Source organism: Bacillus shivajii (assembly GCF_020519665.1).
GTDB lineage: Bacteria > Bacillota > Bacilli > Bacillales > Salisediminibacteriaceae > Bacillus_CA > Bacillus_CA shivajii.
This window is the reverse complement of record NZ_CP084703.1, coordinates 1413303-1429161: the sequence shown is the minus strand read 5'-3', so window position 1 is coordinate 1429161 and position 15859 is coordinate 1413303. Positions and strand designations below refer to the sequence as shown.

13 protein-coding genes are annotated in these 15859 nt (G+C 37.7%); 2 read left to right on the top strand and 11 right to left on the bottom strand.

The features are described from left to right. Positions 1-76: 76 nt before the first annotated feature. From dnaK to gpr, 8 genes are all read right to left on the bottom strand, one after another. Positions 77-1918: a molecular chaperone DnaK gene (dnaK, locus tag LGQ02_RS06905; RefSeq protein WP_226517472.1), complete on the bottom strand. Its 1842-nt coding sequence runs from the start codon at positions 1916-1918 to the stop codon at positions 77-79. A gap of 32 nt (positions 1919-1950) precedes the next feature. After that, positions 1951-2529, bottom strand: a complete 579-nt coding sequence (grpE, locus tag LGQ02_RS06900; protein WP_226517471.1) for a nucleotide exchange factor GrpE — start codon at positions 2527-2529, stop codon at positions 1951-1953. Between the two features lie 450 nt (positions 2530-2979). Beyond that, the gene (hrcA, locus tag LGQ02_RS06895; RefSeq protein ID WP_226517470.1) at positions 2980-4011 is read right to left on the bottom strand and encodes a heat-inducible transcriptional repressor HrcA; all 1032 of its coding nucleotides are present in this window, start codon (positions 4009-4011) and stop codon (positions 2980-2982) included. 156 nt (positions 4012-4167) lie between these two features. Continuing rightward, positions 4168-5313, bottom strand: coding sequence for a radical SAM family heme chaperone HemW (gene hemW / locus LGQ02_RS06890; protein ID WP_226517469.1), 1146 nt, complete (start codon positions 5311-5313; stop codon positions 4168-4170). A 64-nt stretch (positions 5314-5377) separates the two neighbouring features. After that, positions 5378-7204 carry a translation elongation factor 4 gene (lepA, locus tag LGQ02_RS06885; protein ID WP_226517468.1) on the bottom strand — a complete coding sequence of 609 codons (1827 nt, stop codon included), beginning with the start codon at positions 7202-7204 and terminating at the stop codon, positions 5378-5380. 149 nt (positions 7205-7353) lie between these two features. After that, the gene (locus tag LGQ02_RS06880; protein ID WP_226517467.1) at positions 7354-7791 is read right to left on the bottom strand and encodes a hypothetical protein; all 438 of its coding nucleotides are present in this window, start codon (positions 7789-7791) and stop codon (positions 7354-7356) included. 20 nt (positions 7792-7811) lie between these two features. Then, positions 7812-8975, bottom strand: a complete 1164-nt coding sequence (locus tag LGQ02_RS06875) for a stage II sporulation protein P (protein ID WP_226517466.1) — start codon at positions 8973-8975, stop codon at positions 7812-7814. Positions 8976-9046: 71 nt separating this feature from the next. Then, the gene (gene gpr / locus LGQ02_RS06870; RefSeq protein WP_226517465.1) at positions 9047-10183 is read right to left on the bottom strand and encodes a GPR endopeptidase; all 1137 of its coding nucleotides are present in this window, start codon (positions 10181-10183) and stop codon (positions 9047-9049) included. Between the two features lie 214 nt (positions 10184-10397). Between gpr and rpsT the strand changes: the two genes are divergently transcribed. Continuing rightward, positions 10398-10664 carry a 30S ribosomal protein S20 gene (rpsT, locus tag LGQ02_RS06865; protein ID WP_226517464.1) on the top strand — a complete coding sequence of 89 codons (267 nt, stop codon included), beginning with the start codon at positions 10398-10400 and terminating at the stop codon, positions 10662-10664. A 109-nt stretch (positions 10665-10773) separates the two neighbouring features. On the opposite strand, the gene holA is transcribed toward rpsT, so the two are convergent. Further along, the gene (gene holA, locus LGQ02_RS06860) at positions 10774-11796 is read right to left on the bottom strand and encodes a DNA polymerase III subunit delta (protein WP_226517463.1); all 1023 of its coding nucleotides are present in this window, start codon (positions 11794-11796) and stop codon (positions 10774-10776) included. Positions 11797-12917: 1121 nt separating this feature from the next. Here holA and LGQ02_RS06855 point away from each other — a divergent pair. Further along, on the top strand, positions 12918-13055 hold the full coding sequence (locus tag LGQ02_RS06855; RefSeq protein WP_226517462.1) for a YqzM family protein: 138 nt from the start codon (positions 12918-12920) through the stop codon (positions 13053-13055). 56 nt (positions 13056-13111) lie between these two features. Here the strand turns inward: LGQ02_RS06855 and LGQ02_RS06850 are convergent, their stop codons facing one another. Next, a complete protein-coding gene (locus tag LGQ02_RS06850; RefSeq protein WP_226517461.1) occupies positions 13112-15394 on the bottom strand; it encodes a DNA internalization-related competence protein ComEC/Rec2 in 2283 nt (760 codons plus the stop codon). A gap of 110 nt (positions 15395-15504) precedes the next feature. Next, positions 15505-15825, bottom strand: a complete 321-nt coding sequence (locus LGQ02_RS06845) for a hypothetical protein (RefSeq protein ID WP_226517460.1) — start codon at positions 15823-15825, stop codon at positions 15505-15507. Positions 15826-15859: the final 34 nt, after the last annotated feature.

The window sequence follows — 15859 nt, the reverse complement described above, 5'->3', positions numbered from 1 at the left end:
ACTTCCGAGGAAGTTTAAGTGAAAAAAGTCAAAGCCAAGGGAAACCTGACTTTGACTTTTCCATACCCACCGAGTATTACTTTTTCTCGTCGTCTTTAACTTCTTCATATTCAGCATCAACAACGTCATCATTTGCATCAGCTTGACCTTGTGCTTCACCTTCAGCACCTTGCTGATCTTGCGCTTGCTGTGCTGCTTGTTCGTAAAGCTTCGTTGAAAGCTGCTGAACAACTTCTTGTAATTCGTCTTTTGCTGTACGAATTTCCTCGATATTGTTTTCTTCTAGAGCTTTCTTTACTTTATCTTTTGCAGCTTCTGCATTTTCTTTATCAGCAGCGTCTACGTTGTCACCAAGATCACTTAACGTTTTTTCCGTTGTGAATACTAACTGATCTGCTTCGTTACGTAAGTCGATTTCTTCACGACGCTTTTTATCTTCTTCAGCGTTTGCCTCAGCATCTTTTACCATTTGCTCAATATCTTCTTCAGAAAGTCCAGATGAAGATGTAATTGTAATGGACTGTTCTTTATTTGTGCCAAGATCTTTCGCACGTACATTTACGATACCATTGGCATCAATATCGAACGTTACTTCGATTTGTGGTACACCACGTGGCGCTGGCGGAATGTCTGATAATTGGAAACGCCCTAATGTTTTGTTATCTGCAGCCATTTCACGCTCACCTTGAAGAACATGAATGTCAACTGATGGTTGGTTATCTGCTGCAGTTGAGAAGGTTTGTGATTTACTTGTTGGGATTGTTGTATTACGCTCGATTAATTTTGTCGTAACACCGCCCATAGTTTCAATACCTAATGATAAAGGTGTAACGTCAAGTAAAACAACATCTTTTACGTCACCAGTTAATACACCTGCTTGAACAGCAGCACCAAGAGCTACGACTTCATCAGGGTTTACACCTTTATGAGGGTCTTGGCCTGTTAGTTGTTTTATCGCAGTTTGAACAGCTGGAATTCGTGTAGAACCACCAACTAATACAATTTTATCAATTTCACTTGCAGATAATCCTGCATCGCTTAATGCACGGCGAGTAGGTCCCATCGTACGTTCTACAAGGTCTGCTGATAACTCATCGAACTTCGCACGTGTTAAGTTTAACTCTAAATGTTTAGGTCCAGTTTGGTCTGCTGTGATAAACGGAAGTGAGATTTGTGTTTGAGAAACACCAGATAAGTCTTTCTTTGCTTTTTCAGCAGCATCTTTTAGGCGTTGTAGCGCCATCTTATCTTGAGATAAGTCTATACCATTTTCTTTTTTGAATTCTTCTACTAAGTAATCGATGATCACTTGGTCAAAGTCATCTCCACCAAGTTCATTGTCACCAGAAGTTGCACGTACTTCAAAGAATCCGTCTCCTAGTTCTAGAATAGATACGTCAAACGTACCTCCACCTAAGTCATAAACTAGAATCGTTTGATCTTCTTCTTTTTCAAAACCGTATGCAAGTGCTGCTGCAGTTGGTTCGTTAACAATACGCTCTACTTCAAGACCTGCAATCTTACCAGCATCTTTTGTAGCTTGACGTTGTGAGTCGTTGAAATACGCAGGAACTGTAATAACTGCCTTCGATACTTTCTCACCTAAGTATGCTTCAGCATCTTCTTTTAGTTTTTGAAGAATGATTGCAGAGATTTCTTGTGGAGTATATTCTTTCCCTTCTGCATCTACTTTGTATTCTGTTCCCATGTGACGCTTGATAGATGTAATTGTGTTCGGGTTTGTGATCATTTGACGCTTCGCTACTTCCCCAACTTGACGCTCCCCATCTTTAAATGAAACAACAGATGGTGTCGTACGAGCTCCCTCAGCGTTTGTAATGACTGTTGCTTCGCCACCTTCCATGACTGCAACACAAGAGTTTGTTGTACCTAAGTCGATTCCAATAACTTTACTCATGACAATTCCTCCTATTCTAATCTATGTACTCTTTACGCGTTTACTTTTACCATAGCTGGACGTATGACGCGATCATTTAGTTTATAACCTTTTTGTAATTCTTCAACCACAACGTTTGAATCGTATTCATCAGATTCAACTTGCATCACTGCTTGATGAATTTGTGGATCAAATGTTTCTCCAACCGTTTGGATTGGTTTTACCCCTTCTTTTTCAAGTGCATCTTTAAGTTGGCGATATACCATTTCCATCCCTTGAAGGAGTGAGTTTGTCTCATCTGATTCCGGGTTGATCGCAAGTCCTCTTTCAAAATTATCGAGAACAGGCAAAATCTCCTCTGCAAGTCGTTGAGATCTATATTTTGCTTCCGCTTCCTTTTCTTGTTTTGTACGTCGGCGGAAGTTGTCATAATCAGCTTGTACTCTTAATAAGCGATCCGTCGCTTCTTGAACTTTTTGTTCGAGTTTAGCAATTTCATCGGATGATGACTCTTCCATTGCTTCTTCTACTTCATGATCTTCTACAAGTTCTTGTTCAACTTCTTCGCTTTGTTCTTGATCTTGCTTTTCTACTGTTTCTTGATCAACTTGATTAGCGTTTTTTTCCACCATTTTCACCTCCTCAACGAAATAAAAGATTTCATTATATGAATCTTAATGAATTTTATATTTGAATCAATTTCATAACTCAAAATATGATGCGGAATTCCGAATGATGAGTGTGAACTTCACTTCAGACGGACGCTTTCCCGAGGGCTTGTCTTCAGCTAACTTAGGCTTGATTACTCTTCGCCTAAGTGGATCTTCAGCTCGTTGTTCCTGCGGTTACTCGTCGCAGCTCGAAGCAGTTCGAAGAAGTATTACTCGTCGCTGATCCTCTGGGAGTCGCCGCCTTTCGTTACGATCACTTCCAAATAAAACGTACATTTAATGAAATATTTATAATATCATTCGTTTCACTTCGCAAAAACGTAATTATGAAATTCATTCATTTTCATGGAAAAGCTCTTTCACTCACATAATGAATGAAAGAGACCTCCCCTTAAAAACAATCAAAAGAGTTTACCCTTTATAATATCTTGCTGATAAGAGTTTTGACAGATCTTTTGACATATAATCAAGGATTGAAACGACTCTTGGATATTCCATTCGTGTTGGACCTAGTATTCCCAATGTCCCCATATGTTTACCATCAATTGAATATGATGCTGTAATAATTGTACATTCATCAAACGGTTCAAAGCGATTTTCTTCACCGATCCTAATAGTAATTCCTTGTTCTTCAGTTCTAAACAGTTTCGAAACAAGTTCATCCTCTTCAAATATGTTAAACAACCTTCTCACTCGATTTACATCATGAAACTCAGGTTGTGCAAGTATATTTGTCTTCCCACCGTAAAACACCTTTTCATTTTGGTGAGAGGCGAAGGTCTCATTTAACATCGTCATCATATCATCAAATTGATGGATATACTTACGTAATACACTTCTTACTTCATTGGTAAGCTTTTGTCTGAGGTGAACGATCGGTGTACCCTTTAACCGTTCATTTAGAATGTTCACGACTTTTTCAAGCTCTGAAACATCTAATCCTGGCGGTAAAGAAACCGTTTGATTTTCAACGTGCCCAGTATCAGTAACAATGATTGCTACAGCAGCGTCAGATCCGATTGGTACAATTTGAATTCTTTGAAGCGTTGACTCAAAGACTTCAGGACCTAACACAATCGATGTGTAGCTAGTTAAACTGGAAACGATTTTTGCTGATTCACTGATCATTTCCTCTAACTCACTGTAACGATCTTTAAACGCTGATTGAATATTGTTAATCTCGTTTTTTGACAGTTTTTTGGGTGACAATAAATGGTCCACATAATACCTATAACCTTTTTGTGAAGGAATGCGTCCAGCAGAACTATGCGGTTTTTCTAGAAACCCTAGTTCTTCAAGGTCCGACATTTCGTTACGAATTGTTGCAGGACTATACTGAATATCATCTCGTTTAGAAACGCTGCGCGAGCCAACAGGTTCAGCATGCGTAATGTAGTCATCAATAATGGCATTTAAGATGAGCAATTGACGCTCTGTCAACATATGCATCCCTCCTGTTAGCACTCTCTTGTGCCGAGTGCTAAATCTATATAATAAGTTACCAAAGATAGATTCCACTTGTCAATGTTCTAAGCTCAATGAATTTTCATCATTTTTGAATTCCCTATGTAGCAATTCGATAACAAGCTCTTACATTTACTAGTCTGTCGCTAATAAGAACTTTTCAAATACTTCGTTACCTAATAATAACCCCTTTTTTGTCAGACAAACTCTATCACCTTTTTCTTGAAGTAGGCCTTTTTCTTTCAAACCATCGATGACGTCTCCAAATATATGGTCCATGGTTATATCATATTTTTCATAAAATGAGGTACGACTAACACCTGTAAGTTTTCGTAGCCCCATAAACATTTCTTCTTCCATTCGTTCTTCCATACTAACTTCATGTTCTTCAAGATAAGGAAATCCTATGTCTTTCATGCTGTTCATATATTTGGGTAATGGACCGTGGTTTATTCTCCTAACTTTTTGTACATAGCTGTGAGCACCTGCTCCAATTCCGTAGTATTCCTCATTTTCCCAATACGTTAAATTATGCGTACTTTGAGTTCCTGGCTTTGCAAAGTTACTAATTTCATATTGTTCAAACCCGGCATTCGTCAACTCTTCTTGTAGTACACGATACATATCTGCTTCTCTATCTTCACCTGGCAAATGAAGATTCCCACGTTGCCATCGTTGATAAAAAACTGTTTTAGGTTCTACTTTTAACGAATAAGCACTTACGTGTTCAACCTTTAATTGAATAAGTTGTTTAATTGAGTGCTTGAGTTGATCAATTGTTTGCCCAGGGAGGCCGAACATAAGGTCAATACTTATGTTTTCAAACCCTACTTCCCTGCATAGACGTATCGTGTTTGGAATATCTTCTGGTCGGTGGTCTCGACCAATCGTCTTTAGTAGATCCTCATCAAATGTTTGTACACCAATACTTAATCGGTTTACCCCTACTTCTTTCATCATTTGTAGCTTTTCACGACTAACACTACCTGGATTCACTTCTACTGTCCATTCACATTGATCGTCAATTGAAAAATTTGTTCTTATATCTTCTAATAATGTATACAATTGTTTCGTACTTAAGGAAGTTGGGGTGCCACCTCCTACATAAATAGAAGAAATGTTTATCTCTTGGGGGAATTTTTCTAACGTATTCTTCATCTCATTTTTACAGCATTCTAAGTAATCATCAATTGGCTGGTTTTTCAAAAAGAATTTATTAAAATCACAGTAATGACATATTTGTTCACAAAACGGAACGTGTACATATAAAGCTTTTGGCACATTTTCCACCTACTTTATTAACAAGGTAAAGACCGCAGAGATTCTGCGGTCTTTTTTATCTCTACTATTTGTCTTCATCCATGCTTAACACGGACATGAACGCTTCTTGAGGAACTTCGACATTACCTACACTCTTCATACGCTTTTTACCTTCTTTTTGTTTTTCAAGAAGCTTACGTTTACGAGAAACGTCTCCGCCGTAACATTTTGCTAAAACGTTTTTGCGCATCGCTTTAATTGTAGAACGAGCAATAATCTTCTGTCCAATACTCGCTTGGACAGGGATTTCAAATTGTTGACGTGGGATCAATTCTTTTAACTTTTCAACAATTGCTTTTCCTCGTTGATAAGCACTGTCTCTATGAACGATAACAGATAATGCATCAATTTTCTCGGCATTAAGAAGTATGTCCATTTTGACAAGGTTACTCGTATGATAGCCAATCATCTCATAGTCGAAAGATGCATAACCTTTCGTACTTGACTTTAATGTATCAAAGAAGTCAAACACAATTTCAGCAAGCGGAATGTTATAAGTAATCGTTACTCGGTTCTCATCGATGTATTGCATGTCAACATAATCCCCGCGTTTTTTCTGGCATAGTTCCATAACCGGACCGACAAAGTCATTTGGAACCATTACTTGCGCTTTAACATATGGTTCTTCAACGGATTCAATCGTTTGTGGATCTGGCATATTTGCTGGATTATCTACTTTTAAAACTTCCCCATCTGTTAAGTTAACATTGTAAATAACACTTGGAGCAGTCGTAATAAGTTGGATATTAAATTCTCTTTCGATACGTTCTTGAATAATTTCCATGTGTAACAATCCTAGGAAACCACAACGGAAACCAAACCCTAACGCTTGTGATGTTTCTGGTTCGAACTGAAGTGACGCATCGTTTAATTCTAACTTTTCTAATGCTTCACGTAAGTCATTGTAATCATTTGTATCAACAGGATATAGTCCGCAGAATACCATTGGATTTAACGTTCGGTATCCAGGTAACGGTTCAGCTGCTGGGTTGTCAGCACTTGTTACTGTATCACCTACTTGTGTATCGCCAATATTTTTTATAGAAGCGATCATAAAACCAACATCACCGACAGTTAGTTCATCACGGCCGTCTGGCTTCGGTGTAAACACCCCTAATTCTTGCACTTCAAATTCTTTTTCAGTCGCCATCATACGTACTTTATCGCCTGGCTTAACTGTCCCTTCTTGAATTCGCATATAGACAATAACTCCGCGGTAAGGGTCATATAACGAATCAAAGATCATCGCTTTTAATGGTGCTTCTGGGTCACCAGATGGAGCTGGTACGTTATGAACGATCGATTCAAGAATTTCCTCGATACCAATACCACTTTTTGCAGAAGCTAAAACACAATCTTCCCCTGGTAAGCCGATGACATCTTCTACTTCTTGACGCACTCTCTCTGGTTCAGCACTCGGAAGGTCGATCTTATTAATAACTGGTAAGATTTCGAGATCATTATCTAGTGCTAAGTAAACATTCGCTAATGTTTGCGCTTCAATCCCTTGCGCTGCATCTACGATTAACAGTGCCCCTTCACACGCCGCTAAACTTCTCGATACTTCATATGTAAAGTCGACGTGACCAGGTGTATCAATAAGGTGGAAGATATAATCATCTCCATCTTTTGACGTATATTTAAGTTGTACTGCATTTAGTTTAATTGTAATTCCACGTTCACGCTCAAGGTCCATTGCATCAAGCATTTGATCTTTCATTTCACGTTGTGTGAGAGCACTCGTGTTTTCTAAAATACGGTCTGCTAACGTTGATTTCCCATGATCTATATGAGCAATAATTGAGAAATTACGTATCTTCTCTCGTCTTTTTAAACGTTCTTCAGGCTTCATTTTATAATCACTCCTACAATAATTCCGAAAATACACTAAAACTTATTATAGCAACAACAACCATAAATCAGCAAATTTTTATTTAAATCCACATACAAACACGAAGAACGGAAAAATCATCCAGGCACCTAGTACCTGGATGATTTTGGTTATCCGATGATCGAGAAAATACCTTTAAATACTCCATGAACGATATCTGCTGTTCTGTTGCCCATTTCAGAAAAGAAGTTTCGACTGTTTTCTTCTCTTCCTATATTTTTATCTTCTAGATCACGTTGGATATCTACATCAGTAATTAGGTCTTTCTTTATTTCTTCGTCATCTTGTCCATATACGACAAGGTGATCTCCATCTTCCATATCAATTTTTAAATCATTTTCATCTTTTTTCTTCAGACCATCAAAAAGCGATGGTTCTGGATCTGATTCTATTTCTTGTTCAGTCTCTTTTTGATTATCCTTGTTGTCGATAAAGGATAAAAGAGAAGATGGTTCATGAGTGACATGATTCGAATATAAAATCCCTAAAATGAACCCTAACATTAAAAGCGTTGATAGCATGACACCCCTAGTAAAAATTTCAACCATCCATCTCTCCTCCTTAATCGTTATTGATTGTTCTCAAAATAATAATCGCTAAAAGCATCTGCAAATATTTCAACAGTACGATAAACTTCTTCTAATGAATTATCGACCCCGCCGAATTCTACTAAAACTGAGTTCGTATCTAAATCTTGGTTATAAGAGCCATCTCTCCCTGCAACAAGTGGTGGCGAATAAACAGCTCTGGTAATTCCTGGATAGTTGTCCTTTATACGTTCATGAAGCTCTTCAGCGAGCCTTAAGTTTTGCTCATAATTTGGGTTGTTTTTTCCGATTACAAACAAAATTCGTGCATACTTCTTGCCATCAATTTCAACCGTCGTTAAATCTCTCGGTTGTGAATCTCGATGAAGGTCAAAATAAAAGTCAAAGTCTCCATGAGTTTCAATATCTTGTTTAATCACTTCTCTCGACATATCATATGAACGGCTATATTGCCACCCACGATCATTTAGTTTTGAGTTAATATCACTCGTATCTACGACGCCACCTATTCCTCTTTTTTCAAGCTCAAGACCTAGACGCTCACCTACAAGGGTAATATTTACACTGTCATGGAAAGCCACATCTGTATCCTTTAACTCTGGTAAAAAGGATTCACGGTTATGACTGTGAATAATGTGAAAAACATTTTCGATCAACTCTTCAGCTGGATCATTCATCATATCTTCTTTAATTTGTTCCATTTCTTCTAACCTTTCAGTGGATGCCTCTCGTTCTGCCATGAGCACTTCCATCGGGGGCGCAGATTCAATCGGCATTGTCATAAACCCTTCCCCTTCACCCCCGACTAATATTTGACCGTCAAAAGAAGAAAATCCAGGAAGTTCTCTACCAAGCAAACTCCTAGGATCATCAGGATCAATACTTGTCGCTAGTTGAAAAACAGTTGATGATACTGATGGAGGAGAGTGGTCTTCTGGTAACGTCTGAGTGAAGTATCGATTTTCCATCCCCATCAAGTAAACAAACATTTCTTCTGGAACGTGTTTACTCGCATCATTTATTGAAGCAAAAGACAAGCTTGAACCGGGACCAAAAGCAGTCAACACTGCAATGAAAAAATAAATAAAAAATATACTCATGATTGTAGAAAAAATCCCTCTACGGAGGCTTGTCCTATTTCCTTTTAAGTGTCTACCATTCCTACGAACAGGTCTTCTTGCCAAAAAACTCACCCTCTCTTGTCCAACACTTAATTCATGTGTATGTAAGAGAGGGTGTAATTAGAACGTGCATTTTATTTTGTATATGACCCTACATTACTTTGATTAACATCTCCATGTAAACATGCATTTAACCCTTGCGCTAATACGTTCGCCATATCTTCAATAAAGTCATCTACTTCTTTAGGAGTTACCATTAAATTATGACCTAAAGGAGCTAACACTTCAGAAATAAGCTGTCTTTTTTCCTGATCACCTAAGCCTCCAACAATCCCTAGATATTGCTGCCTCTCCTGTTCACCTGGCATATCCTCATCCGTCAGCTTTCTTCTTTCACCAAAGGTCATTCCTGCAGGAGCTAATGAACGTTTAGGACGATCTTTTTCACGCGTTTCTTTGCCTAAATGCTTTAATACGAAATCGATCGTATCACTTGTAATTGAGACGGCATCCACGACTGTTGGAATACCTACTGCAATAACTGGAATTCCAAGGACTTCTTTTGAAAGTTCCTTGCGTTTATTTCCAACTCCTGACCCAGGGTGAATTCCTGTATCTGATATTTGGATTGTTGAATTTACGCGTTCGATGGAGCGAGAAGCTAACGCATCAATCGCAATAATAAAATCCGGTTTTACTTTTTCAACAACACCTAAAATAATATCACTCGTCTCAATTCCAGTAACCCCCATCACTCCTGGCTTAATAGCAGAAACAGGTCGGAACCCATCTTCCACTCGCTCTGGTTGAAGTTCGAACAAATGATTCGTGACTAGTAAATTCTCTACAACGAGCGGCCCTAATGCATCGGGAGTTACATTCCAGTTCCCTAATCCAACGACAAGGCAACTATCATTTGCTGTAATTCCAATATCAGTTAAAAATGCGTGGAATTCATTTGCAAAAAGTTCTTGGACTTTTTCTTGTAGTTCAGTATCCTTTTGTCTGATCCCGTGTACTTGTAAGGTTAAATACTTTCCTGCCTTTTTACCAATTTGACTTTCCCCTTGTTCAGAAATGTCAACATGCGTGACCAACACACTATCTTCTTCTTTTTCTTTTATAATGACACCATCAATGGTTCCCTTTTTCGGTTGGGCTTCCTCCGTTTTTTTTTCTGCTCTTTCTTGTTCTTCAACAACCATTTCATGAGCTTCAACCGCTAAATCCGTTCGAACCTGATATTGACTTAAATCTAATTCTTCTTTCACAATTTTCACTCCTCACAAAAAATTTAGCCGGTATTTATCGAAATACTTAATAGTAGTATTGGTAAATATCTTATATACATGTATAAAGTACAAAAACTTGACACGTTTCACAATAATCTATTGCATTTTAAAATCCATTTTGGTACAATCCATAGTGTTGCACAGATAATAAAACGTTATTACACATATCGGTTGCATCAGGGAGGTGAAACAGATGGCAAACATTAAATCTGCTATCAAACGTGTTAGCACAAGCGAAAAACGCCGCGCACAAAATGCTGCATTTAAATCGGACCTTCGTACAGCAATCAAAACATTCAACACAAAAGCTGAGCAAAAAGATGTTGAGGGTGCAAAAGAAGCATTCTTGGTTGCAACCAAAAAAATCGATAAAGCAGCTAATAAAGGAATCATCCATAAAAACGCAGCGAATCGTCAAAAGTCTCGTTTGCAAGTAACTCTTAACGAAGTTTCTGCTTAATTGAGACAGACGAAAAGACATTCATTTTGAATGTCTTTTTTGTTTGCTCATCCATACCAATAATCCCAGGCGCCTGACTCCTGGGATTATTTGGTGTTTAATAAAAATATTAACTTGCACTTCTTTTCGAAATAAATAATTCTACAGCCAACGTTTTATCAATTTTCCCTGTTTTTATTTCATAATCTATGTTTGCTAATTGATCAAGTAAGGATAATAACTCTTCATCTTTAAAATGGTTCGTTTGTTGTGCAGCAAGCTTTACGACATAAGGGTGCAACTTTAATTGTGAGGCGATCTGCTTCTGCGAGTATCCCTGCTGACTCATTTGTTTAACTTGATATAAAATACGAAATTGCCTTACCATTAATGAGACAATTTTAATCGGGTCTTCCTTTTGCTTTAATAAATCCTGATATATTTTCCAAGATACATCTACTTTCCTTTTCACCACACCATCGACTAAAGCAAAAATGTTTTGTTCTAACGACCTAGCGACAAGTTCATCTACAACCTCTTTTGTAATTGCTCCTTCTTCTCCGACATGGATTGCTAATTTCTTTAATTCTGTTGCCATAAGCATTAATTCTGCACTAGTTAAAGCAATAAGTTGATCAACTGCCGCACTTTCAATTGCTACGCCTTGTTCTTTTGCCCTTTCATTCACCCACTGATACAACAACTTATCATCAAGTGGACTGCCATCTAAAACTTCAGCCTTTTTCTTAAGCAATTTAGACAATTTTTTCCGTTCATCCAATTTTTCATAAGGCGCATGAATAATGAAAATTGTTTCCGGTGCAGGATTTTCAATATACTCTTCAAGTTTTTTTAAATTATGTTCTACTTTCGATTGGACTTTTGCATTACTTAAAAAATACGCTTCCTTTAAAATAACAACTCTTCTACCACCCATAAACGGAAAAGTATACGCTTCCTCTACTGCCACTTCCACTGGATATTCCGTCATCTCATATTTGGATAAATTAAACTCCCTTTCATGTTCAGAGAGGCCAACTTCAACTAACCTGTGTATCGTATCTTCAATAAGAAATGACTCCGTTCCAAAAAGCAAATAAACAGGAGACAAATTCCCTTTCTTAATTTTTGAGATCACATCTATATATGACAAACCATTCACTCCTCGTACTGAATTCCTTTTGTATTTTATCATAGTCCTAACAATTCAGTAAGCGAATGTCCTTTATGAAACAAATACTATTATGAAACCTTCGCTTTTACCTCTAGGTACAAGTGCGACAAACCTTTCATTCTTGACGTCGTTAGAAATCATGGTGTCTTATTTACTGCGTTCATGGCCAACTTCACAAAAACACCAATCTCTTTGAATTCAACTTAGAAGTCATTTTGTCCATTCAAAAATTCCTACGCTTTCACCCCAGGGCACAAGCGCGACATCTGTTCATCCTTCACTTCGTTCGAATTCACAGTGTCTCCTTTGCCGGAGGCAATGCCTCAGCTAACTTTGGAGTTCCTGTCTCTTCCTCTACAAGTAATGCTTTGAAGCTGTATCCGTCGAGACAACTCGTAGCTTACTCGTGAAGCCGATGCTCGTTGTGCCTTTCTCCACGAGCTTATTCGCAGGAGCTAATCCGTCGGCACAGCTCATAGCGTATTCAGCGATGTTTCGTTCGTCGCTGGAGTCTTCGGATTTTTGACGGAGACCCTTTTATCAAATATTTTCCAATGAACTCAGTACGTTTTAGATGATTATCGGGGTGTTGCTCCTATCGTCTCAGGTAAAAATCGCTTTCCACAGACATAAGCAAATTAGTGGACCATTGCTGTAGAAGCCGGCGGACGTCTGTGGAAGAACGAGGTTCGAAGATCCCGCATAAGAGCTCGTCGGCTCGAGGAAGCTGAGAAACTCGTCCACGGCAAGCTTGCAGGTTTGAAGCAGCAATCACAAATTGACTCAGAAAAACAAACAGCTATCTCGTGAAGTTGATGCTAAAACAACAAAAAGGAAGTGGAGCCGTAAATGCCCCACCTCCATTTATGATAAACGCTGCTAACAAATACCTAGGATATCGTTTGGCAGCGATGATCATTTATCGAATTGTTATTGTTATGTTATCCTATGCTTGAATGGATTATAGGTGACAACTCTTAACAAATCTAACAAGATTAGCGAATGCGCTTTTTCAGTAAAGAAAAGGAAAACATCCTATATTTTTTGTGGATTTTTTTTTTGTTTTCTTTTATACTAAATGAGTGACAGGAGGGATCGATATGAATAACGAATTCGAAAAAGAAGTGCAATCGAAACGTAACGACGCAATTGACAGTGCCGTTGGTTTTATCGTTGTCTTCGGATTTTTCATGACAATTTTCGCTATTGCTCAAGCAATTGATCTTGTGTTCGGTTAATTTACGTCTACATAAATAACGGATGTTTAAAGGGGGTGTCCTAAGAGACATCCCCTTTATTCATTAATAAACGGCCACGTTTCATATTCTCCTCTGTAAACTCCTACTTCAATGGCGCCATGTAAGTCAGTTCGCAAAACCTCAACATTATATTCGCCAAGTCGATTAATCACTTCTTTATTTGGGTGACCGTATATATTATTCCGACCGACCGGAATGAGTGCAGTTTTCGGCATGATTTGTTGTAAAAAAGACTCTGTTGTCGATGTAGCACTTCCATGGTGACCTACCTTTAAAATATCTACATGAAATGATAAGTAATCATTAACAATTCTTTGTTCTCCTTCCTTTTCTAAATCCCCCGTAAACAATACACTTACACCATTTATCTTCGCTAAAAATACAATCGACCGATTATTCTCACTTACTTCTTCTCCAGTCGGATGAAGCACATAAAATAACGAATCTCCTCGTTGCCAACGATCGCCTTCTTCTATCCAACGAATCGGGATACCTTTCTCTCTTGCACATGTTAACGGAGCTATTGACTGATGTGGCAATGAAGTTGACTTCGGATATAAAACTTGATCAATGTTCATTACATTTGTTAAATAACATAACTCACCCATATGATCTATATGACCATGTGTAATAATTACCTTATCAACTTTATGGATCCCCTTTCCCTTTAAAAAAGGTTCAACAATACGACTACCTGGACCACTAGAAAAACTGCCGCGCTCCCCCCAAGAAATAACGCCACCTGTATCAACAAGGTATACACCTTTTCTGTTTGGAAGTTCTATAACAATGCTATCACCTTGTCCAACATCAAGCATCGTAATCGTTGCTTCACTTTTAAAATACGGCAAAAAATTTTGTGCAGAAAAAACAAAACCAATAAGTAACAAACTAAGAGTAATCCTCTTTACCTGCTTCGTTTCCAATTGTAAAAAAAACAGTAAAATTGATATATACATAAAAAGCATCATCAGCATGGAGGGCTTACCGAATACGAGCATTCCCCATTGAAGACTCATAACGACATCAACAAGACTATGCATAACGGTTAATGTTGAGGACATGAGAAAATATACTAAAGAAGCAATAGGAGGAAAAAGGAGTATTGTAAAAACAAATATGAAAGACAAAGGTAAAATCCACATTGATACAAATGGAATAAACAACACATTCATCGGCAATGTAAACAAAGACACCTCATAAAAATGAAATAAAATTATTGGGATCGAAATGAGCTGAGCAACGATTGTTACTCGTACCATCAATAGGAGTCCTGAACAATGAATAAATAGCCGACTTGAAACAATTAAAGCAAAACTTGTTAAAAACGAAAGCTGAAAACCTAAATGATATAGGTAAAACGGGTCATAAAGTAAGAGGATTATACAAACTACTGATATACTATCAAGTGCTTTTAACCTCCACTTTAATAAGTTCGCGATTAGTACGGCCATACACATAAGTGATGCACGAACGACAGACGGTGCACCACCTGCTATAACAATATAAAAAGGAAGGATGATCAACAAAACAATGTTTGCGTATTCCCTTGTAACACCAAAACGTATCAATAACTGATAAATTGTAAACGTTAATAAACCAACATGTAGCCCAGATACCGCCAACAAATGAATGATCCCTAATTTTTGGTATTGATCTAACCTCTCAACGTGAATATAGGAACGATCACCAAATACAAGAGCAGTAACCATGCCAATTGCATCACTGTCACGAGCATCTGTTACAAAGTCAATTGCAGACTTTCTAAATTTTCGCAAGTAGCTTGAATCGATAAGAGTTGATGGTTGAAGACAAGCAACCCGTTCATCATTTACTTGAAATATCCAATGAATTCTTTGTTTTAATAAATAATCCAGGTAATCGAATTCAAACGGATTCGTAGCCCTTCTCGGGGAATTCAGTACTCCTTCAAATGAACAAGTTTCACCTGGATTAACCGAGGTGAGCTTTTCTCCCCCAAATACTTGCACTTTTTCACCTTCACGGGTTTTTACTTGAAATTGCACTTGTTTCGAACTTGTCCGAATTGGTTCAGTAAGTATTTTACCTTGCAGTACAGATTCATCACCTGAAAGAGTTGTCACATTATTTTCGAGTGTTATCGTTCCATAAGCAAAAAATAGAAAACAAACTAAAGCAGAGAGAAATATATGTAGATACGCGGGGCTACCTTTTATGCGAAAAAGAGGGAATAATCCTAAAATCATGAAAATGATAGACCATATTGTCAAACCTTCAAAAGCAAACAAAAGGCTTCCAATAGCAAAAAAACCATAAATATAAACTCGTGAGATCAAGAAACCACCTCACTACTTGTCAATATTTTTTTAGGAGGTACGAGCTATGACAGCAAATACTCCTACCTCCTTTTTACAAAAATCTGACTGCATTGATGTTCTATTCCTTACTAACTATTAACTTTCATTGGATTAGGAGGAGACTTTACGTTCTCTTCTTTAGACTTATATGGTCGTCTCATCGATATAATAACGGATGCTAAGCCAGATAAACATAATAAAACAATTGAAAAAAATAAATAATCTATAAAGAGTGAGAAACTCAGAATATGTTGATAGCTAATCACAATGATGACAACACTTGCTATCATCCCGGTCAAACCTGGAATATATTTCAGAAAACGTTTCGACGGAAACCTCCAAAGAAATATTTCACTAATGATGTACAATCCTATTGCAATGAAAATTGCAATAATATGTGGTTGATTCACGTTGACCCTCCCTTGTTTTATAAATCACAACTTC

Excerpts from the sequence above, each read along its gene's own strand:
- dnaK (WP_226517472.1), bottom strand. The coding sequence starts at position 1,918 with ATGAGTAAAGTTATTGGAATCGACTTAGGTACAACAAACTCTTGTGTT.
- LGQ02_RS06880 (WP_226517467.1), bottom strand. The coding sequence starts at position 7,791 with ATGGTTGAAATTTTTACTAGGGGTGTCATGCTATCAACGCTTTTAATG.
- grpE (WP_226517471.1), bottom strand. The coding sequence starts at position 2,529 with ATGGTGGAAAAAAACGCTAATCAAGTTGATCAAGAAACAGTAGAAAAG.
- lepA (WP_226517468.1), bottom strand. The coding sequence starts at position 7,204 with ATGAAGCCTGAAGAACGTTTAAAAAGACGAGAGAAGATACGTAATTTC.
- rpsT (WP_226517464.1), top strand. The coding sequence starts at position 10,398 with ATGGCAAACATTAAATCTGCTATCAAACGTGTTAGCACAAGCGAAAAA.
- hrcA (WP_226517470.1), bottom strand. The coding sequence starts at position 4,011 with ATGTTGACAGAGCGTCAATTGCTCATCTTAAATGCCATTATTGATGAC.
- LGQ02_RS06855 (WP_226517462.1), top strand. The coding sequence starts at position 12,918 with ATGAATAACGAATTCGAAAAAGAAGTGCAATCGAAACGTAACGACGCA.